At 39.4% G+C, this 23,696-nt stretch carries 22 protein-coding genes; 9 read left to right on the top strand and 13 right to left on the bottom strand.

Features of this window, described 5'->3' with window-relative positions; genetic code table 11:
- Positions 1 to 52 precede the first annotated feature (52 nt).
- From D7029_RS00110 to radC, 4 genes are all read right to left on the bottom strand, one after another.
- Positions 53 to 1,180 (bottom strand): glycosyltransferase family 4 protein, encoded by a 1,128-nt coding sequence (locus D7029_RS00110; protein ID WP_194951546.1) that lies wholly within the window; start codon positions 1,178 to 1,180, stop codon positions 53 to 55.
- Between the two features lie 149 nt (positions 1,181 to 1,329).
- Positions 1,330 to 1,497: a 50S ribosomal protein L33 gene (gene rpmG, locus D7029_RS00105; protein WP_006534250.1), complete on the bottom strand. Its 168-nt coding sequence runs from the start codon at positions 1,495 to 1,497 to the stop codon at positions 1,330 to 1,332.
- A gap of 11 nt (positions 1,498 to 1,508) precedes the next feature.
- A complete protein-coding gene (gene rpmB / locus D7029_RS00100) occupies positions 1,509 to 1,745 on the bottom strand; it encodes a 50S ribosomal protein L28 (RefSeq protein WP_036914542.1) in 237 nt (78 codons plus the stop codon).
- Positions 1,746 to 1,992: 247 nt separating this feature from the next.
- The gene (radC, locus tag D7029_RS00095; RefSeq protein WP_194951545.1) at positions 1,993 to 2,664 is read right to left on the bottom strand and encodes a RadC family protein; all 672 of its coding nucleotides are present in this window, start codon (positions 2,662 to 2,664) and stop codon (positions 1,993 to 1,995) included.
- Between the two features lie 302 nt (positions 2,665 to 2,966).
- Between radC and coaBC the strand changes: the two genes are divergently transcribed.
- From coaBC to slmA, 3 genes are all read left to right on the top strand, one after another.
- Positions 2,967 to 4,178 (top strand): bifunctional phosphopantothenoylcysteine decarboxylase/phosphopantothenate--cysteine ligase CoaBC, encoded by a 1,212-nt coding sequence (gene coaBC / locus D7029_RS00090; protein ID WP_194951544.1) that lies wholly within the window; start codon positions 2,967 to 2,969, stop codon positions 4,176 to 4,178.
- A complete protein-coding gene (dut, locus tag D7029_RS00085; RefSeq protein ID WP_006534255.1) occupies positions 4,162 to 4,620 on the top strand; it encodes a dUTP diphosphatase in 459 nt (152 codons plus the stop codon). The genes coaBC and dut overlap by 17 nt, the downstream gene beginning before the upstream one ends.
- Positions 4,621 to 4,732: 112 nt before the next feature.
- Complete coding sequence (gene slmA / locus D7029_RS00080) at positions 4,733 to 5,335, top strand: nucleoid occlusion factor SlmA (RefSeq protein WP_075673256.1); 603 nt, start codon at positions 4,733 to 4,735, stop codon at positions 5,333 to 5,335.
- A 308-nt stretch (positions 5,336 to 5,643) separates the two neighbouring features.
- Here slmA and pyrE read toward each other — a convergent pair whose 3' ends face one another.
- Together pyrE and rph are read right to left on the bottom strand one after the other, a co-directional pair.
- Positions 5,644 to 6,288 carry an orotate phosphoribosyltransferase gene (pyrE, locus tag D7029_RS00075; RefSeq protein ID WP_088494131.1) on the bottom strand — a complete coding sequence of 215 codons (645 nt, stop codon included), beginning with the start codon at positions 6,286 to 6,288 and terminating at the stop codon, positions 5,644 to 5,646.
- Positions 6,289 to 6,368: 80 nt separating this feature from the next.
- Positions 6,369 to 7,085: a ribonuclease PH gene (rph, locus tag D7029_RS00070; protein WP_069366895.1), complete on the bottom strand. Its 717-nt coding sequence runs from the start codon at positions 7,083 to 7,085 to the stop codon at positions 6,369 to 6,371.
- Positions 7,086 to 7,210: 125 nt separating this feature from the next.
- Between rph and D7029_RS00065 the strand changes: the two genes are divergently transcribed.
- Complete coding sequence (locus D7029_RS00065) at positions 7,211 to 8,074, top strand: YicC/YloC family endoribonuclease (RefSeq protein ID WP_075673259.1); 864 nt, start codon at positions 7,211 to 7,213, stop codon at positions 8,072 to 8,074.
- Between the two features lie 102 nt (positions 8,075 to 8,176).
- Here the strand turns inward: D7029_RS00065 and murQ are convergent, their stop codons facing one another.
- Complete coding sequence (murQ, locus tag D7029_RS00060; protein WP_194951543.1) at positions 8,177 to 9,076, bottom strand: N-acetylmuramic acid 6-phosphate etherase; 900 nt, start codon at positions 9,074 to 9,076, stop codon at positions 8,177 to 8,179.
- A 108-nt stretch (positions 9,077 to 9,184) separates the two neighbouring features.
- Here murQ and D7029_RS00055 point away from each other — a divergent pair, with 108 nt between their 5' ends.
- On the top strand, positions 9,185 to 9,922 hold the full coding sequence (locus tag D7029_RS00055) for a tetratricopeptide repeat protein (RefSeq protein WP_194951542.1): 738 nt from the start codon (positions 9,185 to 9,187) through the stop codon (positions 9,920 to 9,922).
- Between the two features lie 90 nt (positions 9,923 to 10,012).
- Here D7029_RS00055 and D7029_RS00050 read toward each other — a convergent pair whose 3' ends face one another.
- Positions 10,013 to 10,471: a GNAT family N-acetyltransferase gene (locus D7029_RS00050; RefSeq protein WP_088495978.1), complete on the bottom strand. Its 459-nt coding sequence runs from the start codon at positions 10,469 to 10,471 to the stop codon at positions 10,013 to 10,015.
- 127 nt (positions 10,472 to 10,598) lie between these two features.
- Between D7029_RS00050 and D7029_RS00045 the strand changes: the two genes are divergently transcribed.
- On the top strand, positions 10,599 to 12,086 hold the full coding sequence (locus D7029_RS00045; RefSeq protein WP_194951541.1) for a PLP-dependent aminotransferase family protein: 1,488 nt from the start codon (positions 10,599 to 10,601) through the stop codon (positions 12,084 to 12,086).
- A 55-nt stretch (positions 12,087 to 12,141) separates the two neighbouring features.
- Here the strand turns inward: D7029_RS00045 and D7029_RS00040 are convergent, their stop codons facing one another.
- Positions 12,142 to 12,711, bottom strand: a complete 570-nt coding sequence (locus tag D7029_RS00040) for a class I SAM-dependent methyltransferase (protein WP_194951540.1) — start codon at positions 12,709 to 12,711, stop codon at positions 12,142 to 12,144.
- 473 nt (positions 12,712 to 13,184) lie between these two features.
- Between D7029_RS00040 and asd the strand changes: the two genes are divergently transcribed.
- From asd to pepT, 3 genes are all read left to right on the top strand, one after another.
- Positions 13,185 to 14,291 (top strand): aspartate-semialdehyde dehydrogenase, encoded by a 1,107-nt coding sequence (gene asd, locus D7029_RS00035; RefSeq protein WP_088494138.1) that lies wholly within the window; start codon positions 13,185 to 13,187, stop codon positions 14,289 to 14,291.
- A gap of 461 nt (positions 14,292 to 14,752) precedes the next feature.
- Complete coding sequence (locus D7029_RS00030) at positions 14,753 to 16,300, top strand: AbgT family transporter (RefSeq protein ID WP_194951539.1); 1,548 nt, start codon at positions 14,753 to 14,755, stop codon at positions 16,298 to 16,300.
- Positions 16,301 to 16,341: 41 nt separating this feature from the next.
- Positions 16,342 to 17,577 carry a peptidase T gene (pepT, locus tag D7029_RS00025; RefSeq protein WP_165121981.1) on the top strand — a complete coding sequence of 412 codons (1,236 nt, stop codon included), beginning with the start codon at positions 16,342 to 16,344 and terminating at the stop codon, positions 17,575 to 17,577.
- A gap of 75 nt (positions 17,578 to 17,652) precedes the next feature.
- Here pepT and gyrB read toward each other — a convergent pair whose 3' ends face one another.
- The 4 genes from gyrB to dnaA are packed head-to-tail and all read right to left on the bottom strand — an operon-like array spanning position 17,653 to position 23,696.
- Positions 17,653 to 20,067 (bottom strand): DNA topoisomerase (ATP-hydrolyzing) subunit B, encoded by a 2,415-nt coding sequence (gene gyrB / locus D7029_RS00020; RefSeq protein WP_194951538.1) that lies wholly within the window; start codon positions 20,065 to 20,067, stop codon positions 17,653 to 17,655.
- 20 nt (positions 20,068 to 20,087) lie between these two features.
- Positions 20,088 to 21,176 carry a DNA replication/repair protein RecF gene (gene recF / locus D7029_RS00015; RefSeq protein WP_194951537.1) on the bottom strand — a complete coding sequence of 363 codons (1,089 nt, stop codon included), beginning with the start codon at positions 21,174 to 21,176 and terminating at the stop codon, positions 20,088 to 20,090.
- An 11-nt stretch (positions 21,177 to 21,187) separates the two neighbouring features.
- Positions 21,188 to 22,291 (bottom strand): DNA polymerase III subunit beta, encoded by a 1,104-nt coding sequence (gene dnaN, locus D7029_RS00010; RefSeq protein ID WP_088494143.1) that lies wholly within the window; start codon positions 22,289 to 22,291, stop codon positions 21,188 to 21,190.
- A 4-nt stretch (positions 22,292 to 22,295) separates the two neighbouring features.
- Entirely contained in the window at positions 22,296 to 23,696 is a 1,401-nt protein-coding gene (dnaA, locus tag D7029_RS00005; RefSeq protein WP_098941507.1) for a chromosomal replication initiator protein DnaA, read from the bottom strand.

Genomic DNA, 23,696 nt, shown 5'->3' with positions numbered 1-23,696 from the left:
CACCAAGTTGATAATAGAGATAATCGTTTCACGACTTTATTATCAACATTAATCATACTGATTTATTTTTATCGTTAATTGCCTGAATAAAGATCCTTTCCATCTTATCTAACATATTATCCAAACCAAATCGTGAGACAGCGTGTTCAAGCGCGGCTTTTCCCATCTGTTCACGTAATTCACCTGAGCTCATTAATTTAGCTAAATGACTCGTGAATATTTCTTGTATTTGTGGTGCTAATGTAAATCCTGTTTTACCGTCAATAACCGCTTCACTAATCGCGCCAACTGTAGTCGATACAACAGGCAGACCACATGCCATTGCCTGCATAATACCTTGCGGCACACCTTCATTACCAAAAGAAGGTAACGCAAAGAGATCCATTGCATTTAAACAATCAGGCACATCATTACGATTACCAAGGAAGAAGATACTTTGCTCTAATCCTGCCGCTTTCACCATCGGTTCTAAATTTTTACGTTGAGGCCCATCACCAACAAAAATTAATTGCCAATCAGGAAACTGCTGATGTAATGATTTCCATGCTTCTACTAAATATTTATGTCCTTTCCACACTCGCATAGTTGCAACAATACCTAATGTCGGTTTATTCGGTATTCCAATTTTTTCTCTAGCTTGTTGTTTGTCTTGTGGAAAAAAACGTTGTAGATCAATTCCCGTAGGCACTGATGTCATTTTTTCTAATGGAAATTTATTATGCTGATGGAGAGTCTGGCGTAATTTCTCACCTGTTGTCACAACATGGGCACTAGACGAAAGATAAAGCCATCGTGTTGGGAATGAACGTGAAACATCCGTAGAAACATGTCGAGTTCGAACAACCACAGGAGAATGACGTAATGTGGCACAAGAAGCGGCAACTAACCATGCATCGGTTGAGCTATGAGTATTGATAACATCAAATTGGTGATGATGTAATTTCAGCCATTGGCGAAGTACTTTTAACGCTGAACCGCGTTTTTTCTCAATGGGTAATGTGAAAACCTCAATACCATAATCAGGCGCTGCCTTGGCAATTTTGGATGTAGGGCAGCACACTAATGCAACTCGGTGCCCTCTACGGATCATACCTTGAGATTCCGTCAGTATACGGATTTCCTGACCACCCCACCCACAAGATGATTCTGTATGTAATATTGATAATACTGACTTACTCATCCGCAATCCATTTACCTGATGGTTTAAAAAGAGCCATAGTATAACTAAAGAGTAAGCTAAGATCACAATAGCTTTACTTTGTTATACTTAGCAGACTCCAGATAACAAAAAACCCGACACTAAGGTCGGGTTTTTTAAGAAAACTAAAATTATTTAATTTTAGCTTCTTTATAAAGCACATGTTGACGAACAACTGGATCGAATTTTTTCATTTCCAGTTTTTCTGGCATAGTGCGTTTGTTCTTCGTAGTGGTATAGAAGTGACCTGTACCAGCAGAAGAAACGAGTTTAATTTTCTCGCGAATACCTTTAGCCATTTTTCAGCTCCTTAGAACTTCTCACCACGGGCACGTAAATCTGCTAATACAGATTCGATGCCTTTCTTATCAATCACACGCATACCTTTAGCAGATACACGCAGAGTTACGAAACGTTTCTCAGACTCAACCCAGAAACGGTGAGAGTGCAGGTTTGGCAGAAAACGGCGTTTAGTCGCGTTTAATGCGTGAGAGCGGTTGTTTCCACTCACAGGACGCTTGCCGGTAACTTGGCAGACTCGGGACATGTCTATTCTCCAAAAATCTAATCAGCTCGAGCTTTAATATCAGGTTTGACCGCCTCGTCAGGCTTTGGAGCCCATCTCAGCAACTTTTAACGATTGAAAAACTGTGTAAACACCTCAGAAAAAACTTGCTGAGATAGGCTCTTCTCGCCAAACCCAAGATCCTCAAAGGTGGCGTAGTATACGCCCAATGGCCTCAACGCTCAAGACCCGTACAAATAAAGATTGACAATAATTACAAAAATATTTGCTACAACCAACCTCGTTCTGCGAAAGAAACACAATTATCATGCCCTATCACAAGGTGATCGAGTACATTTACACCCACTAATTGGCAAGCAGTAAAAATTTTTTCCGTTAATTCTTTATCTGCGAGACTTGGTTCGCAAACACCAGAAGGGTGATTATGAGCAAGAATGATGGATGTTGCATTCTTTTTTATTGATTGACGGACAATTTCTCTAGGATGAACCTCTACTCTGTTAATTGTTCCTTTAAACATCTCTTCGAATGCAATCAATTGATTTTGATTATCAAGAAACAGTACCACAAACACTTCTCTGTCTCGCCAATGCAATAATTTTTGTAAGTAATGCTTTGTATCTTCTGAAGAAGATAATACATTTTTATACATAAATTGTGTTGTAGAAAAGCGCTGTGCCATTTCATTAATCGCTTGTAGCTGGGTAAACTTTCCCACACCAACGCCTTTAAAACGCCCTAAAGTTTCATAATCAGCATTAATAACATGATAAAGAGAACCGCACTCTTTAAGTAAAAAAGCCGCCAATTCTAATACCGATTTTTCATAAGTACCGGTGCGTAAAAAGAGCGCCAATAACTCAATATCGGTGAGTGATTCCACGCCATAAAGTAATAATTTTTCTCTAGGTAAAAGTTCACTAACCGATTGATTTTCCATCCATGGACTCCTTAATAAGCAAAGGCAGTGGTATTAATGATCTATTTTATTCATTTACATAAGCATTAGGATTTAGGTGAAGCATCACTCATCATTAAATGCTAATCACAAAACAACTGTTGTTTTATACAGTTAATTTACTATAAACTGCTAATCTTGTATAAAAAAGACACATATCAAATTTATGCGAGATAAATCGCAAAAATTTAATCTATAAAACATGAAGTTACATAGAATTCCGAATTCACGATGACCTTGTGGTAAAATTACGGGCAATTATTTATGTACTTAGGCATTTCATCATGACTACACTTCACGACAAAAAGATTATTCTTGGTATCAGTGGTGGTATTGCGGCCTATAAAGCACCTGAACTTGTACGCCGTTTACGTGAGAAAGGTGCAATTGTGCGAGTTGTAATGACACCCGCAGCTCATGCATTTGTGACACCTTTATCACTACAAGCTGTTTCTGGTTTTCCTGTTGCGGATGATTTACTTGATCCAGCGGCAGAAGCCGCTATGGGGCATATTGAATTAGGTAAATGGGCTGATTTAATTCTACTTGCACCTGCTACTGCCGATCTTATTGCACGTTTACGAGTGGGTATGGCAAATGATTTACTTACCACACTCTGTTTAGCGAGTAACGCACCTATCGCTATTGCGCCAGCAATGAATCAGCAAATGTACAGAGCCACGATTACACAAGAAAATTTATCAGCTTTAGAGCAACGTGGCTGTTTAATTTGGGGGCCTGACTCTGGTAGTCAAGCTTGTGGTGATGTAGGACCGGGACGAATGTTAGATCCTTTAGCACTTGTCGCATTAGCTGAAAAACAACTTGCTTTACAGCCACAAGATTTTGCAGGTAAAAAAATCACGATAACCGCAGGTCCAACTCGTGAAGCCTTAGATCCAGTGCGTTTTATCAGTAATCATAGCTCAGGGAAAATGGGGTTTGCGATTGCGCAAGCAGCCGCATTACGCGGAGCTGATGTCACACTTATCGCAGGGCCTGTCACATTACCGACACCCGCTTGTGTTAAACGTATTGACGTTGAAAGCGCACAAGAAATGTATGAACAAGTGATGTTAATCGCACCTTCGCAAGATATTTTTATTGGTTGTGCGGCTGTTGCTGATTACCGCGCTAAACTTATCGCGGCTGAAAAAATAAAAAAACAAGGTGATGAAGTCACCATCACTATGGTAAAAAACCCCGACATTGTCGCGAGTGTCGGAAAAATGGTTGAACACCGTCCTTTTGTTGTTGGATTTGCAGCCGAAACCCAGAATGTGGAAGAATATGCCCGCAAAAAACGCGAACAAAAGCAGCTCGATTTAATCTGTGCCAATGATGTTTCAATAGAAAATCAAGGCTTTAACAGTGACAACAATGCATTACACCTTATTTGGGCTAATGGAGAAACGCGCTTACCACACAGTAGTAAAGCACAACTTAGCCATCGCCTACTTGACGAGATAGCCAAACATTATGATGAAAAAAATTGATGTTAAAATCCTTGATGCACGTATTGGTCAAGAATATCCACTTCCTGCTTATGCCACGACAGGCTCTGCTGGTTTAGATTTACGCGCTTGCCTTGATGCACCATTAGTTCTTGAACCAGGGCAAACCGAATTATTACCTACAGGTCTTGCTGTACATATTGCCGATGAAGGATTAGCAGCAATGGTACTTCCTCGTTCAGGTTTAGGTCATAAACACGGTGTTGTATTGGGTAATTTAGTTGGACTAATTGATTCTGACTACCAAGGTCAACTGATGGTATCGGTTTGGAATCGTGGTCAAACAGCGTTTACCATCGAACCGGGTGAGCGTATTGCTCAAATGATTATCGTACCCGTAGTTCAAGCTGAATTTAATATTGTTGAAGATTTTACCGCAACGGAACGCGGTAGCGGTGGCTTTGGTCACTCCGGCCGCCAATAATAACGACGTCTTGCATTAATTATATCAATGACGATATCACTCCCTTTGTACTAAAAACCTTAGTGCAAAGGTTTACTGATTTGTTTTGCTTTTAGCAGGGGCCTTATCAGTCATGGCAGAAGAAAAAGAAACCAAAAAGAAAAGAAATAGACGGGATGAAATCTTACAGTCACTTGCCCAAATGTTGGAATCAAGTGATGGTAGTCAGCGCATCACAACGGCAAAGCTTGCCGCCACTGTTGGTGTATCTGAAGCTGCGCTCTATCGACATTTTCCCAGTAAAACCAAAATGTTTGATAGCTTGATTGAGTTTATCGAAGATAGCTTAGTCTCCCGTATTAATTTGATTTTAAAAGACGAAAAAGAGGCTGTTGCAAGAATTCGCTTAATTCTTATCTTGATCCTCGGTTTTGCTGAGAAAAACCCGGGACTATCTCGTATTTTGACTGGTCATGCATTGATGTTTGAACAAGACAGATTGCAAGGGCGAATAAACCAGCTTTATGAGCGTATTGAAGTTCAGCTACGACAAGTCATTAAAGAGCGTAAAATTCGTGAAGGTAGTGCTTTCTTGCATGATGAAGCGTTACTTGCTTCACAACTACTCGCTTTTTGTGAAGGTATGTTAGCGCGCTTTGTACGCACAGAATTTCGCTATCAACCTACTCAAGAATTTGAAGCTCGCTGGCCATTAATTTTGGCACAGTTACAATGAAATGATGGACTCGTGATTTAACTCAACAATTTGAAATTTACAGATATGCCGTTTTTTTCTTATTTGTGTTAACATGCGTCCTCTGGTACATAGTTACCTAAATGTATTTATCAGGAATAGCACTCGTGCAGTTCCTACATTGTGGCATTAGCGACTCGCTTTGCCCCTGCTGTAAAAGTCCTTTTTATATTTCAATATCTGTGATAATTGTCGCAGAAGATTCATTGTACTACTCACCCCGCCCATAATTGGGCGAGGGCTTTTTTTTATCTCTAATCGACCAACTCGTTTATCGCGTATTCACTTTATTAATTCACGCCATAGCGCTCACGATAAGCTTTAACCGCAGGTAAATGCTCAGACAGTGTTTCATTCTCACTTAGGTAACTAATTAAATCATCTAAGGTAATAATCGAATACACTTGGCATTGATAGTCACGTTTTAACTCTTGTATTGCAGAAAGTTCTTCTCGCCCTTTCTCTTGTCTATCCAAACTTAATAACACGGCAGAAAGCGTTGCATCATGCTGTTTTATGATTTCCATTGATTCACGAATTGCGGTACCAGCTGTAATGACATCATCGACAATCACAACATTACCTTTCAATGGGCTTCCTACTAATGTTCCTCCTTCACCATGATCTTTAGCCTCTTTGCGATTAAAACAGTAAGGAATATCGATATCATGATGTTCAACCAATGCGACTGCCGTTGTGGTTGCAATAGGTATCCCCTTATAAGCGGGTCCAAACAGCACATCACAAGACACATTATTATCTAATAATGTTTGCGCATAGAACTGCCCCAGTAAAGCCAAATCACGCCCTGTATTAAATAAACCGGCATTAAAAAAGTAAGGACTCACCCTTCCTGATTTCAGTGTGAACTCACCAAATTTCAGGACATTTTTTGCTAATGCTAGTTCGATAAAGCGGCGTTGGTAGGCTTTCATTTCTTTCTCCTCTCTACGTTACTTGATGACAAATTTTAGGCATAAAAAAGGCGACTTCTCAGTCGCCTTAAAAATATAATTTATTGCTTAAGCGCCTCTTTTTGCGCTTCAAATATTTTCTCTAACCCCCCCTTTGCAAGGGCGAGTAAAGCAAGTAATTCTTCGTGACTAAATGGTGCACCTTCTGCCGTACCTTGAACTTCAATCATACGACCATCATCAATCATCACCACATTCATATCCGTTTCTGCGGCAGAATCTTCAACATATTCAAGATCGCATAATGGTTCACCATCAACAATCCCCACAGATACCGCAGCGACCATTGATTTAAGAGGGCTCTTTTTCAGTTTACCTTCTTCAACCATTTTATTTAAAGCATCAACTAATGCGACGCAAGCACCAGAGATAGAGGCCGTACGTGTACCACCATCAGCTTGAATAACGTCACAATCAACAGTGATAGTGAATTCACCTAATGCTTTTAAATCAACAGCGGCACGTAATGAACGTGCAATTAAGCGTTGAATTTCCATAGTACGGCCAGTTTGTTTACCACGAGCCGCTTCACGTGCATTACGACTATTTGTTGCGCGAGGAAGCATACCATATTCTGCGGTTACCCAACCTTGCCCTTGTCCTTTAAGAAAACGTGGTACACCCTCTTCTACAGTGGCGTTACACAAGACTTTAGTATCACCAAATTCGACTAATACAGAACCCTCAGCGTGTTTTGTATAATGGCGAGTGATGGTAATAGGACGTACTTGGTCTGCTTGTCTGTCTGCTGGACGCATGGTGTTATCTCCGCTTTCTCTGACATATTGGGGGCGCATTATACGACCTAAAATGGCTTATGCCTATCCTGTATCGATGCCTAGGGTTATAATCGTATCATCTTTTACACTATTGAGACCCTATTATGATCCGTAGCATGACCGCTTTTGCTCGCCGAGACATCAAAAAAGACTGGGGTAGCGCTGCATGGGAACTGCGTTCCGTAAACCAACGCTATCTTGAAACTTATATTCGTTTACCTGAGCAATTACGTAGTTTAGAGCCAGTTATTCGTGAACGTCTACGTAATCGCTTAACGCGCGGTAAAATTGAATGTAACTTACGTTTTGATCTTAATGCTCGTTTTCAAGGCGAACTTAATCTTGATGAAAATTTAGCAAAACAACTGATTGTTTCTGCCAACTGGGTAAAAAGTCACAGCCATGAAGGCACTATCAGCCCATTTGATATTTTACGTTGGCCAGGTGTTATTTCAGCACAAGAGCAAGATTTAGATGCCATTGGTACTGAACTTTTAGCTGAGTTAGATCTGGCTATTGATGCCTTTATCGCAAGCCGTGAAGCTGAAGGACAATCACTGAAAGTACTTATTGAACAGCGTTTAGATGCTGTTTGCGAAGAAGTTGTTAAGGTGAGAGCACAGATGCCTGAAGTTTTACAATGGCAACGTGAACGTTTAACGAGCAAATTAGAAGAAGCTCAAGTCCAAATTGATAATAATCGTTTAGAACAAGAGTTAGTGATGTTAGCACAACGTTTAGATGTTGCTGAAGAGCTTGATAGATTAGAAGCCCACGTTAAAGAAACACGCAAAATTCTTGTGAAAAAAGAGGCGGTAGGTCGTCGTCTTGATTTTATGATGCAAGAATTTAACCGTGAATCCAATACATTAGCATCAAAATCAATTAATACTGAAGTCACTAATTCAGCCATTGAATTAAAAGTTTTAATTGAACAAATGCGTGAGCAGATCCAAAACATTGAGTAAGATTTCTTAGCGATTTACAGCCGACTATCAAGCCAGTAGATACCTTGTATTTGCTGGCTTTAATCAAGAATAAAATTTAACTCTCTATTTAATAAATGAAAATCACTCACCCAATGCCTTTCTAATAAATCCTTTGTTTTGATTAAGCATCTGTGTGGCTTGCTGTGCATCTACATTTGCTAAGATCATTAGAATTGCCGTTTTACAGTGACGATGACATTGTGATAATGCTTCTTCAGCGATAGCTCTTTCACACTCAGTTGCTTGCATTACAATACGAATTTGGCGTTCAACCAATTTGGCATTGGTTGCTTCAACATCCACCATTAAATTACCAAAAACTTTGCCGATTTTTATCATCGCGCCAGTTGTTATCATATTTAAGATAAGTTTTTGTGCTGTGCCAGCTTTCATACGCGATGAGCCTGTTACCACTTCAGCACCCACAATCGGTGTAATGGTAATATCAGCAAGTTTGGCAATCGGGCTTTCTGGATTGCAACTTATCGCCCCTGTTGTTGCACCTAATGATTTTGCATACTGCAAAGTACCTATCACATACGGTGTTCTACCACTTGCAGCAATACCTACTAAAACATCTTTCTCGTTAAAATTAAGCTGGCGTAAATCTTGTTCGCCTAGTTGAATATTGTCTTCTGCATTCTCGACAGCTTGTAAAATAGCCTTGTGTCCACCAGCAATTAATCCAATCACCATTTCATGAGGTGTACCATAAGTTGGAGGACATTCACTGGCATCTAAAATCCCTAATCGCCCCGATGTACCAGCGCCACAATAAATAAGACGACCACCTTGAGAAAAAGCGGTCGCAACTTTATCAACTAATTGAACAATCTCAGGTAACGTTTTTTCGACGGCTAATGGCACTTTTTTATCTTCATTATTAATAACTTTTAGCATATCCAAAGTTGAAAGTGTGTCTATATTTTCACTGTTATGATTTCTACTTTCCGTGACAAGATTGCTAAGATCAATCGCCATTATCGCGCTCCCAATATTGTTATTTATTTGATTAAGCCGAAGAAATAAACTGCTTTTATACCATTATTATTGGTAAGATTTTCAAAATCATTACAAACGGTACCCTACATGACATTTATTAAATATATTTCGACCTTTATCAGCCTAATTACACTTTTTTTCTCCTTTTCTTTGCATGCTAATTTTGAAGAGCAAGACAAAAGAAAATTTGAAGATACTCGCAAAGAAGCACTAAACCATAATGCACAAGCTCAATATCAGTTAGCTGAAATGTATTCGATGGGAACAGGCGTAGAAAAAAACCTTCTTAATGCACAACTGTGGGCAAATGAGGCAATAAAAAACGACTATGCCGATGCCTATGCATTACTTGCTGATATTTACTTATTTAATGCCGACCCTTATTTTAAAAATTATTATGTTGAAGCAAAAAAATTAGCTACTCTCGCAGTAAATAAAGGAAGCATAAGAGGAAAAATAAGTTTAGCAACAGCTCTCATTGCGCCATTATCTGGAGAAACAGATCATAAAAAAGCGATTGTATTATTAGAAGAAGTTGCAGCGACTCATCAACCAGAACTTGTTTACGCTCCGATTTGGTTAGGTGTTCTTTATAGTGGGGTTGACAATGTGCCTGTAGATACTGAAAAAGCGAATATGTGGTTTGCAAAAGCTAATGAAATGACTTTTGAAGGATTCGCTCAAGCAATGGCTTCTTTTATGTTCTCTGGCCAATATTATATTATTGAGCCTAACAAGCAAAAAGCAGATGAATTAATGAAACAGGCTTGTGAAGAAGCAAAAAAAGTTGGCAATGAGTTTTATTGCCAACAAGAGTTTAATTAACCCAAAATCAAATAAATAACCCTAACTCAGAAAAGAGAGGGCAAATATCGCCATCTCTTTTATACCCTGTCTGTCCTACCTAATATTCTTTTATAGCGCCATACGGTATTCAATCACACCCGGTTTTTCTGCTACCCAATTATATAAGCGCTGACCACGTAAATTAGTTTCCTGTGTATGCCAATATAGACGAGCACAATCACGCTCTTTGGCTTGTTGATTAACAAACTCAATAAGTTGCTTACCTACATGGCGACCACGTGTATCTGGTGAAACAAATAAATCTTCTAAATAACAAAAATCGCTTTCAGCCCATGTTGAGCGATGAAAAAGATAATGTACAAAGCCTAATACCTTTTCACCTTCCATCGCTACAGCACAATAAACAGGTTCTTTTTCATCAAAAAAACGTGCCCATGTTTTTAATGTTGTCTCTTCTGATAACTCAACTTTATAAAATGCTTGATAACTTAACCAATGTGGCAACCATTGAGCATAATGCTCTTGTTCAACAAACTGAATTGAAACAGTTATTGGTGTTGTGCTCATCTCTTCACTTCCTTCTACTTTCATAAATGCTATAAAAAGGTATCACCTGCCTTTAATCGTGGTCATGGTACGTTTAATTTTGGTTCTCAATAAGGTACACTTTTTGTGTTTTTATAGGGTCCACTTTATGAAACAGAAAAAAACAGCGTATTTCCCTAATCTTGTTTTAGAAGAAGGGCCCATTGGCTCTCAGGTTTATCACGCGATTAGAAAGGCGATTTTAGATGGGCGTTTATCGTCAGGTAGTCGTTTACCATCAAGCCGTACCTTAGCTGAAATGATGTCGATTTCCCGCAATTCTGTTATCGCAGGATTTGAACGTTTAATTGATGAAGGCTATTTATTTACTCGACGCGGTGCAGGTACTTTTGTTGCAAGCACAATCCCTGATGCCATTATTTCGGATAAGTGGATCAAAACAACTCACTCTTATTCATTACCAGCAATCGAAAGCCCATTAGAAACACTAAACCCCAATATGCAAAAAGCACAAGCTTTTTGGCAACAGTCGCAACCCAATATCAATAGTAACCCGATATTTCATGTCGGTATTGGATGTGTTGATCTTTTTCCACATGAGCTTTGGGGAAGATTATTAGGGCGAGTTTGGCGACAATCGAAAAAAGCACTCGCAACATTTAATTCGCCAACAGGTTACACGCCTTTAAAAGAAATGATATGCCAATACATGCAATCAACTCGTGGACTTTTTTGCCAACCTGAGCAAATCATTATTGTGAATGGAACACAGCAAGCGATTAATCTCACCACCAGAGTATTATTAAAAGAAGGTGGTGCTGTTTGGTTAGATGATCCTGGTTATGACAGTGCTCGGGGGATCTTCACATCTTATGGTATAAAATCACATCCAATAAATTCAGATATTGATGGAATGGATATTTATCAAGGAATAGAGCAGTGCCCTGAAGCAAAACTTGTTTTTACCACACCTTCTCATCAATTCCCTTTAGGTAATACGCTCTCACTTTCACGCCGTATTGCGTTGTTAGAGTGGGCATCATCCAATAATGTGTGGATCTTCGAAGATGACTACAATAGTGAATTTCGCTATCACTCTAAACCCATTCAATCTCTCCAAGGATTAGATAAATACCAGCGCGTTATTTATGCCGGCACATTCTCAAAAATGATGTATCCCGGATTTCGTTTAGGTTTTTTAGTGGTTCCTTTACCTTTAGTTGATGCCTTTAAAGCTGCTAAATACTATACCGATTCACATTCTGGCTTTTTAGAGCAAGCTACATTGGCGCTGTTTATTTCTCAAGGGCATTATGCACGTCATGTTAGACGAATACGAAAAGCCTGTTATGAACGCTATCAAGTGTTAACTAATGCTATAAAAACACATCTATCTCATGTTTTCCGTGTTGAACCGACAGACTCCGGTATCCATATTGTCTGCTGGTTACAGGCTGGCTATACAGAAGAATATATTGTGAAAAAATCACGAGAGATTGGATTAGCTATACAGCCTTTATCCCGTTACTGCATCCAAACTTACCCAAAAAAAGGCGTATTATTAGGGTATGCGGCTCATGATCCTATTGAAATTGAAAAGAGTATTATTTTGCTTGCTCACACATTATCTAAATAAATAACATCTATTCTTATTTGTTATTTGCAATATAAACGTCGAGCAAGCTTTGTATTTACCCTATCTTATGTTTTGGTGTGCAATAATAAACCCAAGCAGGAGGAACATTCAGCATTACCAATTTTTTTTCTAAATGAAAATAACGAGATAACGTTTTTTCATATCGAGTTGTATATTGGAATAATACAAAACAACCTTGTGTTTTTAATAATTCTTTATGTACACGTTTTAAAACTCTTAAACCTGTTTTTCTAGGAATAGATAAAAAAGGTAGCCCTGAAATAATCATATTATAATGGCTATTTAATTTCTCCGCTGATGCGGTATAAACCCTTAATCGTTTATCGTTAATTTTATCTAATTCTGTCGCAAAGCTGGGTTCTATTTCAAAAACATCTAATGAAGAATTCAACGACATTCTTTTTAAGATCTGTTGAGTAATAACACCCGTACCAGCACCTAACTCAGCAACCTGAAGATCCTGTTGCCAATTGAGTTTATCTAACATTTCGTAGCATAACCAACGAGATGAAGGCGCGATAGTACCCATCGTGGTTGGTGAGATCACAAACCGTTTTAAATATGAGTAGTATGTAGATAATGGAATGAATGTGGATATATCCATCTTCGCCTCCTAGTGCCTTTTAATTAAGGTAAAATAAAAATTAGATTAAATGAAGAACATTCATCATTATTTTTTATTTATGAAAATACATCATCTATTGAATAATGACTTTCAGTATAAAGCTTGGAGTCATCTCTAAGTAAATACGTTTTTCTTATATATTACACTATTTTACATTTTTCTATTTTTACTCTATTTTCTTAAACAAGAATATATTTTTATTTATCCTAAAAAAGAAAATAAGATATAGCAGATTATTCTTACACTTTTATGGTTGGTTCATTTTCTTTTTTAACAACTCATTGATATTTGTTCGTTCTGCGGCTTTCTTTTGTTAACTCTACGAAGACTATAAGAAACACTTCTAATTCTTTGGTAAATAATCAATAAATTAACTTGCACCCATCTCTATATTTTGTCAGGTTAGTGTGAGGTCTCTCACTATTCCTACAGATAAAGACAGGGTAATTACAATGAAAAATGTTGGTTTTGTGGGCTGGCGTGGTATGGTCGGCTCCGTTTTAATGCAAAGAATGGTTGAAGAACGCGATTTTGATGGGATAAACCCTGTTTTCTTCACCACATCTCAATTAGGTGAAGCAGCACCCGCTTATGGTAATCACCGTAGCACTCTGCAAGATGCTTATGATATTGATACCTTAGCATCACTCGATATTATTATTAGTTGCCAAGGTGGTGACTACACCAATGAAATCTATCCAAAACTTCGTCAAGCAGGTTGGCAAGGTTACTGGATTGATGCAGCATCCGCACTGCGTATGAATGATGATGCCGTGATTATTCTCGATCCTGTTAATGGACAGCATATTCAAGACAGCTTAAATAAAGGTATTAAAGCCTTTGTTGGCGGTAACTGTACCGTCAGTTTAATGCTGATGTCATTAGGTGGTCTGTTTGCTAACAATTTAGTGGAATGGGCAAGCGTATCCACTTATCAAGCGGCTTCTGGGGCGGGGGCTCGCCATATGAGAGAGTTACTGTCACAGATGGGCTCTTTACATAATCAAGTGGTTAAAGAGCTAGAAAACCCAGCATCAGCAATCTTAGATATTGAACGTAAAGTCACTAACTTTACGCGCAGTGGTGCGATGCCAACTGAGCAATTTGGTGTTCCTCTAGCAGGTAGCTTGATCCCTTGGATTGATAAACAATTAGAAAATGGCCAAAGCCGCGAAGAGTGGAAAGGGCAAGCAGAAACCAACAAGATCCTCAATACAGGTTCAAATATCATTCCTGTAGATGGTCTTTGCGTTCGTATTGGTGCATTACGTTGCCATAGCCAAGCATTCACTTTAAAACTGAAAAAAGACTTACCCGTTGCTGAAATTGAACAATTACTTGCAAGCCATAACGATTGGGTAAAAGTCATTCCTAATGATCGTGAATTAACTATACGTGAATTAACACCAGCCGCAGTTACCGGTACATTGAGCACACCAGTTGGCCGTATTCGCAAACTGAATATGGGCCCTGAATTTATTTCAGCCTTTACAGTGGGTGACCAGCTGTTATGGGGTGCCGCAGAGCCTTTACGCCGTATGCTGAATATTCTGCGTTAATATTAATTATTTAGAATATCGGCCATTTTTAGATAATAGAAATGGTTGATATTCTTATTCTCAATAGTCATTCTCTTCATTTCTTATTTCCCCCCTCTTCTTTCTTCATAAAACTATTTTTTAATTTTTCATATTTTATTTATTTTTAATTTTATGGCGCTTTATAAAATACGTTTCCTACAATAGTTTCAAAAATAACTCTAAAGAATTCAGGCAGATTATTCAGCATAATCCACCTGTTTTTATTCAAAATAGAGTGCAAAAATAAATAAAGCATTTTTTAACAACTGAAAAGTAATGATGAAGAAAATCTAAATATAACGATTTCTAATATATTATTCCTTTTCTCTCCATTTTATAGAAACTGCGGTAACTACTTATTATTTAAAAATAAATTTACTTTGTATTGTCATTTATTTATGGTGATTTTTATTACTTTTATAAAAAGATGCATTATAAATATGACAACACAAACACAACCCAATAAAAAAGGTTTTTTAAACCGAGTAGAACGTATTGGTAATATCATGCCTGATGTTACGATGCTGTTCGTTTACGCCTTAGTGATCTGCTGGATATTTTCATTTCTCCTCTCTTTTGTACATTTTGATTATTTCCACCCAGTGACTAAAGAGAAAATCACTGTCATTAATATGTTTCAATATGAAGAAATTATATTATTTGTGACAAGTGCAGTGAAAAATTTCATTAGTTTTCCACCTCTTGGGATAACAATTGTTGCAACATTAGGGATTGGTATTGCAGAAAGCAGCGGTTTTATTAAAACAGCGTTAAAAAAGATGCTTTCGTTTATTTCTCCTAGAATGCTAACACCAACCGTTGTTTTTGTTGGTATTGTTGCGCACTTAGCGTCTGACTCTGCTTACGTTATTCTTATGCCAGTCTCTGCGATGATGTTTTATGCCAGTGGTCGTCATCCTTTAGCCGGTATCGCTGCCTCATTTGCAGGTTTAGCGGGTGGATTTACCGCAAGTTATACACCGTCAATTATTGATCCAATAATGCAAAGCTTTACTCAAGAAGCAGCGCAAATTATGGCTCCGGGATATAGCGTTAACGTTTTATGTAACTACTTTTTTAGTGTAGGCGGTACATTTGGTGTTATTTTAACTTGTTGGTATATCACTGAAAAAATTGTAGAGCCTTGGCTAAACAAAAACTGCCCTGTCTCTTCAGGGATTGATACCAAGGATGCAGAGTTAGGTGAAATCACACCAATAGAAAAACGTGCATTCCGTTTTGCAGGTTGGGCGGTTGTATTGATGGGTATTGGTTTATTTGCCCTGCTATTACCAGAAACCTCACCATTACGTTCACCAGAAGGCAGTTTAACCAGCCCTAAAGCGCCAATTATGCAAATTGTGGTGCCTTTACTGTTTATCTTCTTCTCTGTACCCGGCTTAATCTATGGCTATATGGCCAAGTCTTTTGCTTCCACAAAAGATATCGTCAAAGCAATGGAAAATATCACTAAATCGCTGATCCCATTTATCGTTTTTGCCTTTTTTGCGGCTCAGTTTCTTTACTCTTTCCAACACTCGAATTTAGGGACTCTATTAGCGTTATCGGGTGCAGAGTTACTGCGTACGCTTAATATGCCTTCAGGTATGACGGTATTAGGTGTGATTTTGCTGACTGCGATTTTAAATATTATGATCACCTCAGCAACATCAAAATGGGCTGTTATTGCTCCGGTATTAGTGCCAATGTTAATGGCTGTCGGAATTTCACCTGAATTAACGCAAGCTGCGTTCCGTGTCAGTGATTCCGCAATGAATGTGAGTACACCGATGTTCCCCTTCTACCCACTGATTTTGATGTATTGCCAAAAATACTATAAAGGGGCAGGTATCGGCACACTGTGCTCAATGATGATCCCGTTCACTATTGGCTTGCTTATTGTATTAACGACGACACTGTTTGTCTTCTGGGGACTCGATATTCCTCTTGGCTTTGACAGTGGATATACATGGCAACCGGCATCATAACTCACGCTTATAAAAACAACTGTATTAGGAACAACATTATAATGAACACCCTAGGTCAAAAGTTAGAACAGCGTTTCTTCCGTTATCTGGCAATTGAAAGCCAAAGTGATGCATCTGCTTCTGTGGTGCCTAGCACGCAGGGACAACTTGAGTTAGCAAAGTTACTGGCTAAAGAGCTAGAAACTTATGGATTAAAAGATATCTATATCGATTCTCATGCCATTTTATATGCAATGAGACCGGGTACTAAACCCAATGCCCCTAAAGTTGGGTTTGTTGCTCACCTTGATACCGTTGATGTGGGCATTTCACCTGATATTCACCCTCAAACACTGCGTTATGAAGGAAAAGATCTCTGCTTAAATAAAGAGAAAGATGTCTGGTTTAAAGCACAAGAACATCCTGAAGCAGAACCTTATATTGGTGAAGAGATTATCTTCAGTGATGGTACAAGCGTATTAGGTGCTGATAATAAAGCCGCGATCACCGTAGTTATGGAGTTGATGGATAAACTTCAACATGCTGATTTTGATTGTGGCGATATCTATGTTGCGTTTGTACCTGATGAAGAGATTGGATTACGCGGTTCTAAACTGATGGATTTATCTCGCTTCAACGTTGATTTTGCTTACACCATTGATTGCTGTGCATTAGGCGAGGTGGTGTATGAAACCTTTAATGCGGCATCAATTAAAGTGTCTGTAAAAGGTATTACTGCGCACCCAATGTCAGCGAAAAACGTATTATTAAACCCAATTCGCGTTGCTCATGATTTTATTGGCTGTTTTGACCGCTTTGATACACCAGAGCACACCGAACACCGCGAAGGTTATTTCTATGTCACTGATTTAATCGCCAATCCTGATAATGCAGTGATTAAAATGGCTATTCGTGATTTTGACAAGCAAAGTTATGAAGCCCGTAAACAGTTTATTAAGCAATCTGTTGCGTTGATCCAAGCTCGTCACCCTCGTGCGCAAATCGATTATGAGATTGTCGATGTGTATAGCAATATCAGTGATTCGATTGGGGAAGATCGCACCGCTATCGAACTTATTTTTGAGGCATTAAAACGATTAGATATTCAACCTAATGTGATCCCAATGCGAGGAGGTACAGATGGCTCAGCACTTTCAGCAAGAGGATTACTAACACCAAACTATTTCACTGGTGCATTGAATTTCCACTCTCGTTTTGAGTTTTTACCTGTTAGCTCATTTGAAAAGAGCTATTTAGTAACAGAGATGCTGTGTCGTTTGGTCGGACAACGCGGATAAGCGTAATTATTTACGCCAACAAAAAAGCGGAACCATTTTCATGGCTCCGCTTTTTTTATCTAACTTAATCTAAAACTAGATATCAATATTTGCCGCTTTCAGTGCATTCTCTTCGATAAAGGCACGACGAGGTTCAACCGCATCACCCATTAAGGTGGTAAATAATTCATCAGTTGCAATCGCATCTTTCACGGTCACTTGCATCATACGGCGTGTATCTGGATTCATGGTGGTTTCCCATAATTGCTCTGGGTTCATTTCACCAAGACCTTTATAACGCTGTACAGCAAGACCACGACGTGATTCTTTTGTTAACCACTCAAGTGCTTCTTCAAAGCTTGAAATTGGCTGACGACGCTCTCCACGCTCAATAAACGCCCCCTCTTCAATCAGGTTACCGATAATGTCACCTAAATGAGTAATACGTTGATATTCGCTACTGTGGATAAAGTCATAATCCAGTTTGTAGTCTGTATCCACACCATAAGTACGAATACGTAACACAGGTTCAAACAGACGGTTTTCATCGTTTTGAGCGATAGTGTAACTATAAGTACTGCCTTGATCTTCCGCTTCATTTAGACGGTTAACCAAGCCACTCATCCACTCTTCAACTTTAGTTTTATCAGATAACGCATCTTCTGTCAGCGTTGAGTGATACACCAAGCTGTTTAACATACTAAGAGGATAGATACGCTCCATACGACGAATAATCTTGTGCGCTGCATGGTAATCAACAACCAGTTTTTCGAGTTGCTCACCGTGCATTGCTGGTGCGTGTTCACTCACATAAAGTGCTGCACCATCAAGCGCGATCGACATCAGATATTCGTCCATTGCGTCGTCATCTTTGATGTATTGCTCTTGTTTACCTTTCTTCACTTTGTAAAGTGGTGGCTGAGCAATAAAGATATGACCACGTTCGATAATTTCTGGCATTTGACGATAGAAGAATGTCAGTAGCAAAGTACGAATGTGAGAACCATCGACGTCCGCATCCGTCATGATGATAATGCTGTGATAACGCAGTTTATCTGGGTTATATTCATCACGACCGATACCACAACCTAATGCAGTGATTAACGTTGCAACTTCTTGAGAAGCCAACATTTTATCAAAGCGCGCTTTTTCAACGTTTAGGATTTTACCTTTTAACGGAAGAATAGCCTGTGTTTTACGGTTACGACCTTGTTTTGCCGAGCCGCCCGCAGAGTCCCCTTCCACTAAGTACAGTTCAGAGAAAGCAGGGTCACGTTCAGAACAGTCCGCTAATTTACCCGGTAAACCACCTAAATCTAATGCGCCTTTACGACGTGTCATCTCACGAGCTTTACGCGCAGCTTCACGAGCACGAGCGGCATCAATGATTTTACCAACAACAATTTTCGCGTCGTTTGGATTTTCTAACAGATATTCCACCAGCTTCTCATTCATCAGCGTTTCTACCGCTGTTTTCACTTCTGAAGAAACCAGTTTATCTTTTGTTTGTGATGAGAATTTAGGATCAGGTACTTTAACAGAGATAACCGCAATCAGGCCTTCACGAGCATCATCACCCGTTGCACTGATTTTCGATTTCTTATTAAACCCTTCTTTATCCATATAGTTGTTTAACGTACGTGTCATTGCAGTACGGAAACCAACTAAGTGAGTGCCACCATCACGTTGTGGGATATTGTTGGTAAAGCAATAAACATTCTCTTGGAAACCATCATTCCACAGCATCGCCACTTCAACACCAATACCATCTTTTTCAGTAGAGAAATAGAATACATTTTGGTGAATTGGCGTTTTATTACGGCTTAAGTATTCAACGAATGCTTTAATACCGCCTTCATAGTGGAAATGATCTTCACGGTTATCACGTTTATCAATTAAACGGATAGAAACGCCTGAGTTTAAGAATGACAACTCACGAAGACGTTTTGCTAAGATTTCATACTGGAATTCAGTCTCGCCTTTAAAGGTTTCAAGACTTGGCCAGAAGCGTACAAATGTCCCTGATTTTTCAGTATCGCCAATGACTTTTAAGCGATCATCAGGCACACCATGACGATAAATTTGCTGATGGATATTTCCATCACGATGGATTGTCAGTTCAAGTTTTTCAGACAACGCATTAACAACAGAAACCCCTACACCATGAAGTCCACCAGAGACTTTATAGGAGTTATCATCGAATTTACCCCCCGCATGCAGAACGGTCATAATAACCTCTGCCGCTGAGACACCCTCTTCTGGGTGAATGCCGGTTGGAATTCCACGACCATCATCTCGAACAGAGACGGAGTTATCTGAATGGATAGTGACAATTATCTCATCACAGAAACCCGCGAGGGCTTCGTCGATTGCGTTGTCGACCACCTCGAAGACCATGTGATGCAGACCGGTTCCATCATCTGTATCCCCGATATACATCCCCGGGCGCTTACGCACCGCATCCAGCCCTTTTAATACTTTGATACTTGAGGAGTCATATGTATTCGACATCAACGTTTCTCGCTTTATTCCTATGGTTTAACCTCTATTTTGCCACGTTCTACGCTAAATAGCCTGCTATTTACATCTAGCATATCTTTCACTTGCCCTTGTGTTATCGCACTGACAAACACTTGAGCTTGCGTAGACTTTAGACGCTCGGCTAACAACTGACGCCGACTTGCATCTAATTCGGAAGCAAAATCATCGAGCAGATACAGGCATCTTTGCCCATTCTTACGAGTGAAATATTCACCTTGTGCCAGCCTCAAAGCACACATCAATAACTTGAGCTGGCCTCGTGACAACATATCTTCTACTGGCGTGCCGTTTGCTCTAATACGTAAATCCGCTTTATGAGCACCAAGTGAGGTATACGCTAGCATTTTATCACGTTCAAATTGACGTGCTAGCAACTCACCATAATCTGTTTCTTTATCCCATCCCCGTTGAAAGCTCACTTTCAACGAAAACTCAGGCAAAAACAGACGACACGTTTCTTCAATATCTTTAGCGATATCTTCGGTATATTGAGCTCGCCATTCACTTATCTGTTCTGTTAATGAGATAAGTTCTTTATCCCAAGGCATCAGTTGTCGATAAGACGTTGCTTGCCTTAGTGCTGCATTACGTTGTTTTAATACACGTTTTAAATCTGACCATGCAGCAAAAAATCGAGGTTCATTATGAAAACAACCCCAATCAATAAAAGCGCGACGATATTTAGGCCCACCATTCAGTAGTGTAAAGCCTTCAGGTGTTATTAATTGCATGGGTAACAATTTTGCTAACTCTGCAATTTTATGACCATCGCTGCCATCAATACGAACTGTGCTATTACCTTCGCGATCTTTACTTAATCCAATCGCATAACCACGGCTCTCTTCATTGAGCCCACTTAAACGCCCATGAAGAATAAATTCACTTTCATCATGCTGGATCACGCGATTAGCTTGCGAGCTACGAAATGCGCGTCCATGACCTAAAGTGTAAATCGCTTCAAGTATACTTGTTTTACCACTCCCGTTAGGTCCAACAAGGAAATTAAAGCCATCCGCTAATGGCAGATCCGCCTGTTCAATATTTCTAAAATGACGGATCAATAAACGGGATAAAATCATGTTAGTGACTATTATAAACGCATTGGCATAACAACATAAGCAGCCGCAGAACTTGCCACATTCTCCACTTGAACACTTGAAACAGCATCTGTTAGCAGAAGCTTAACTTCCTCACATTTCAATGTATTAAGTACATCAAGGAGATAACTGACATTAAAGCCAATTTCCATTTCTTCACCTTGATATTGAACATCAACAATCTCTTCTGCTTCTTCTTGTTCAGGGTTATTCGCTGTAATCTTCAATTGACCATTGGTGAGATTTATACGCACACCACGGAATTTTTCATTAGATAAAATTGCAGCACGAGAAAATGCCTGTTTAAGAATATCACAACCCGCTGTTACTGTTTTCGTTGGGTTTTTCGGTAATACACGACGATAGTCAGGGAAACGACCATCAACCAACTTCGAGGTGAAAATAAAATCACCTACATGGGCACGTATATTGTTGCTACCGATTTGTAGTTGCAGTGAGCTTTCACCACCGCCATCAAGTAAACGCATCAATTCAATGACACCTTTACGAGGAACAATAACAGAATGCCCCGGTAAAGATTGTCCAATATCCATTGAACATACCGCTAAACGGTGTCCATCTGTTGCAACTGTGCGTAACTCTGTATTTTCAGTTTCAAACAACATACCGTTAAGATAATAACGTACATCTTGATGCGCCATTGAAAATTGAGTGGACTCAATCAGACGTTTTAATGTTGCTTGAGGCAAAGTAAATTCAACTTCACTTTGCCAGTCATCTAAATTAGGAAAATCAGATGCAGGTAATGTTGATAAAGAGAAACGACTACGACCTGAACGCACTAAGAGACGATCACCGTCGAGCTCAACACTGATTTCAGCACCTTCTGGTAGCCCACGCCAAATATCAAAAAACTTACGCGCAGGAACAGTTGTAGCACCCATTTCATGAGATTGGCTAAGATTAACTCTTGCCACCATCTCCATTTCAAGGTCAGTCCCTGTTAGCGATAAGGTGTTTTCAGTAACCTTAAGCAATAGGTTACCTAAAATAGGTAATGTTGGACGACCACCTAAAGGGCCACTTACTTGTTGTAGCGGCTTAAGAAGCTGTTCACGTTCAATGATAAATTTCATAGCGCTAGGATGATAATGTTCTGATTAAGTTAGAAAAATCTTCTTTGATGTCATGACTTTCTTCACGCAATTGCTCTATTTTTCGGCACGCATGAAGTACAGTTGTATGATCACGCCCCCCAAAGGCATCCCCGATTTCAGGCAAGCTGTGGTTTGTTAATTCCTTCGCCAGCGCCATTGCCATTTGCCTCGGACGGGCAACCGATCGAGATCTCCGCTTTGACAGTAAATCAGCGACTTTAATTTTATAATATTCAGCAACCGTTTTTTGAATATTATCAATAGTGACTAATTTTTCCTGCAAAGCGAGCAGATCACGTAATGCTTCACGTACAAAGTCGATAGTAATCGCACGACCTGTAAAGTTTGCGTTAGCAATCACTCGGTTTAATGCACCTTCAAGCTCACGGACGTTAGAACGAAGTCTTTTGGCAATAAAAAAGGCCACTTCGTCAGGTAACTGAATTTGGTTTTCATCCGCTTTTTTCATCAAAATCGCTACTCGGGTTTCAAGTTCAGGTGGCTCAATGGCAACCGTTAATCCCCAACCAAAGCGTGATTTTAATCTGTCTTCAACACCATTTATCTCTTTCGGATAACGGTCTGACGTTAAAATGATTTGCTGATTACCCTCTAACAATGCGTTAAAGGTATGAAAAAATTCTTCTTGTGAACGCTCTTTATTGGCAAAAAATTGAATATCATCAATTAATAGTGCATCCACAGAACGGTAATAGCGTTTAAAGTCTTCTATCGCGTTATTTTGTAACGCTTTTACCATATCTTGTACAAAACGTTCAGAATGCATATAAACGACTTTTGCATTCGCTTTACGTTCCATAATGCTGTTACCCACCGCGTGCAATAAGTGCGTTTTACCAAGCCCCGTTCCACCATATAGAAAGAGTGGGTTATAAGCACCACCAGGGTTATCAGCAACTTGTCTTGCCGCAGCTCTTGCTAACTGGTTTGATTTACCTTCGACGAAGTTATCAAACTTATGTTTAGGGTTAACGTTAGAACGATAATTAAGTTCAGGCAGTTGAGACGCAGGTTGATTATCCCAACTTGGGCGAATAGGTTGACTATGCGTTGGAGCTGTATTCACCGTTGGATGTACAACTGCTTTAGGAATACTTTCCGTAGTACGTGTTGATGCGGGTTTATTACCGACTTCAAAACGTAAAGAAGGGACTTCAGAGCCACAAAAATCCACTAATAATGCGTTGATATTATTAATGTATTTTTCTCTCACCCAATCTAAAACAAAACGATTAGGTGCATACAGCGCCAGCGTATCATCGCTTAGTTCTGCCTGCAAGGGACGTATCCACATACTAAATTCAGTGGCAGGTAACTCATCCTGCAATCGGGCAAGACAATGCTGCCAAAGCGAAAGTGACAC

The organism is Proteus vulgaris (assembly GCF_016647575.1).
GTDB classification, from domain to species: domain Bacteria; phylum Pseudomonadota; class Gammaproteobacteria; order Enterobacterales; family Enterobacteriaceae; genus Proteus; species Proteus mirabilis_B.
The sequence above is the reverse complement of the archived record's forward strand: the minus strand, read 5'-3'. Positions and strand labels throughout refer to the sequence as shown.

What these genes read in the sequence shown, in the direction of transcription:
- D7029_RS00110 (WP_194951546.1), bottom strand. Translation starts at nt 1,180, where the DNA reads ATGAGTAAGTCAGTATTATCAATATTACATACAGAATCATCTTGTGGG.
- rpmG (WP_006534250.1), bottom strand. Translation starts at nt 1,497, where the DNA reads ATGGCTAAAGGTATTCGCGAGAAAATTAAACTCGTTTCTTCTGCTGGT.
- rpmB (WP_036914542.1), bottom strand. Translation starts at nt 1,745, where the DNA reads ATGTCCCGAGTCTGCCAAGTTACCGGCAAGCGTCCTGTGAGTGGAAAC.
- radC (WP_194951545.1), bottom strand. Translation starts at nt 2,664, where the DNA reads ATGGAAAATCAATCGGTTAGTGAACTTTTACCTAGAGAAAAATTATTA.
- coaBC (WP_194951544.1), top strand. Translation starts at nt 2,967, where the DNA reads ATGACTACACTTCACGACAAAAAGATTATTCTTGGTATCAGTGGTGGT.
- dut (WP_006534255.1), top strand. Translation starts at nt 4,162, where the DNA reads ATGATGAAAAAAATTGATGTTAAAATCCTTGATGCACGTATTGGTCAA.
- slmA (WP_075673256.1), top strand. Translation starts at nt 4,733, where the DNA reads ATGGCAGAAGAAAAAGAAACCAAAAAGAAAAGAAATAGACGGGATGAA.
- pyrE (WP_088494131.1), bottom strand. Translation starts at nt 6,288, where the DNA reads ATGAAAGCCTACCAACGCCGCTTTATCGAACTAGCATTAGCAAAAAAT.
- rph (WP_069366895.1), bottom strand. Translation starts at nt 7,085, where the DNA reads ATGCGTCCAGCAGACAGACAAGCAGACCAAGTACGTCCTATTACCATC.
- D7029_RS00065 (WP_075673259.1), top strand. Translation starts at nt 7,211, where the DNA reads ATGATCCGTAGCATGACCGCTTTTGCTCGCCGAGACATCAAAAAAGAC.
- murQ (WP_194951543.1), bottom strand. Translation starts at nt 9,076, where the DNA reads ATGGCGATTGATCTTAGCAATCTTGTCACGGAAAGTAGAAATCATAAC.
- D7029_RS00055 (WP_194951542.1), top strand. Translation starts at nt 9,185, where the DNA reads ATGACATTTATTAAATATATTTCGACCTTTATCAGCCTAATTACACTT.
- D7029_RS00050 (WP_088495978.1), bottom strand. Translation starts at nt 10,471, where the DNA reads ATGAGCACAACACCAATAACTGTTTCAATTCAGTTTGTTGAACAAGAG.
- D7029_RS00045 (WP_194951541.1), top strand. Translation starts at nt 10,599, where the DNA reads ATGAAACAGAAAAAAACAGCGTATTTCCCTAATCTTGTTTTAGAAGAA.
- D7029_RS00040 (WP_194951540.1), bottom strand. Translation starts at nt 12,711, where the DNA reads ATGGATATATCCACATTCATTCCATTATCTACATACTACTCATATTTA.
- asd (WP_088494138.1), top strand. Translation starts at nt 13,185, where the DNA reads ATGAAAAATGTTGGTTTTGTGGGCTGGCGTGGTATGGTCGGCTCCGTT.
- D7029_RS00030 (WP_194951539.1), top strand. Translation starts at nt 14,753, where the DNA reads ATGACAACACAAACACAACCCAATAAAAAAGGTTTTTTAAACCGAGTA.
- pepT (WP_165121981.1), top strand. Translation starts at nt 16,342, where the DNA reads ATGAACACCCTAGGTCAAAAGTTAGAACAGCGTTTCTTCCGTTATCTG.
- gyrB (WP_194951538.1), bottom strand. Translation starts at nt 20,067, where the DNA reads ATGTCGAATACATATGACTCCTCAAGTATCAAAGTATTAAAAGGGCTG.
- recF (WP_194951537.1), bottom strand. Translation starts at nt 21,176, where the DNA reads ATGATTTTATCCCGTTTATTGATCCGTCATTTTAGAAATATTGAACAG.
- dnaN (WP_088494143.1), bottom strand. Translation starts at nt 22,291, where the DNA reads ATGAAATTTATCATTGAACGTGAACAGCTTCTTAAGCCGCTACAACAA.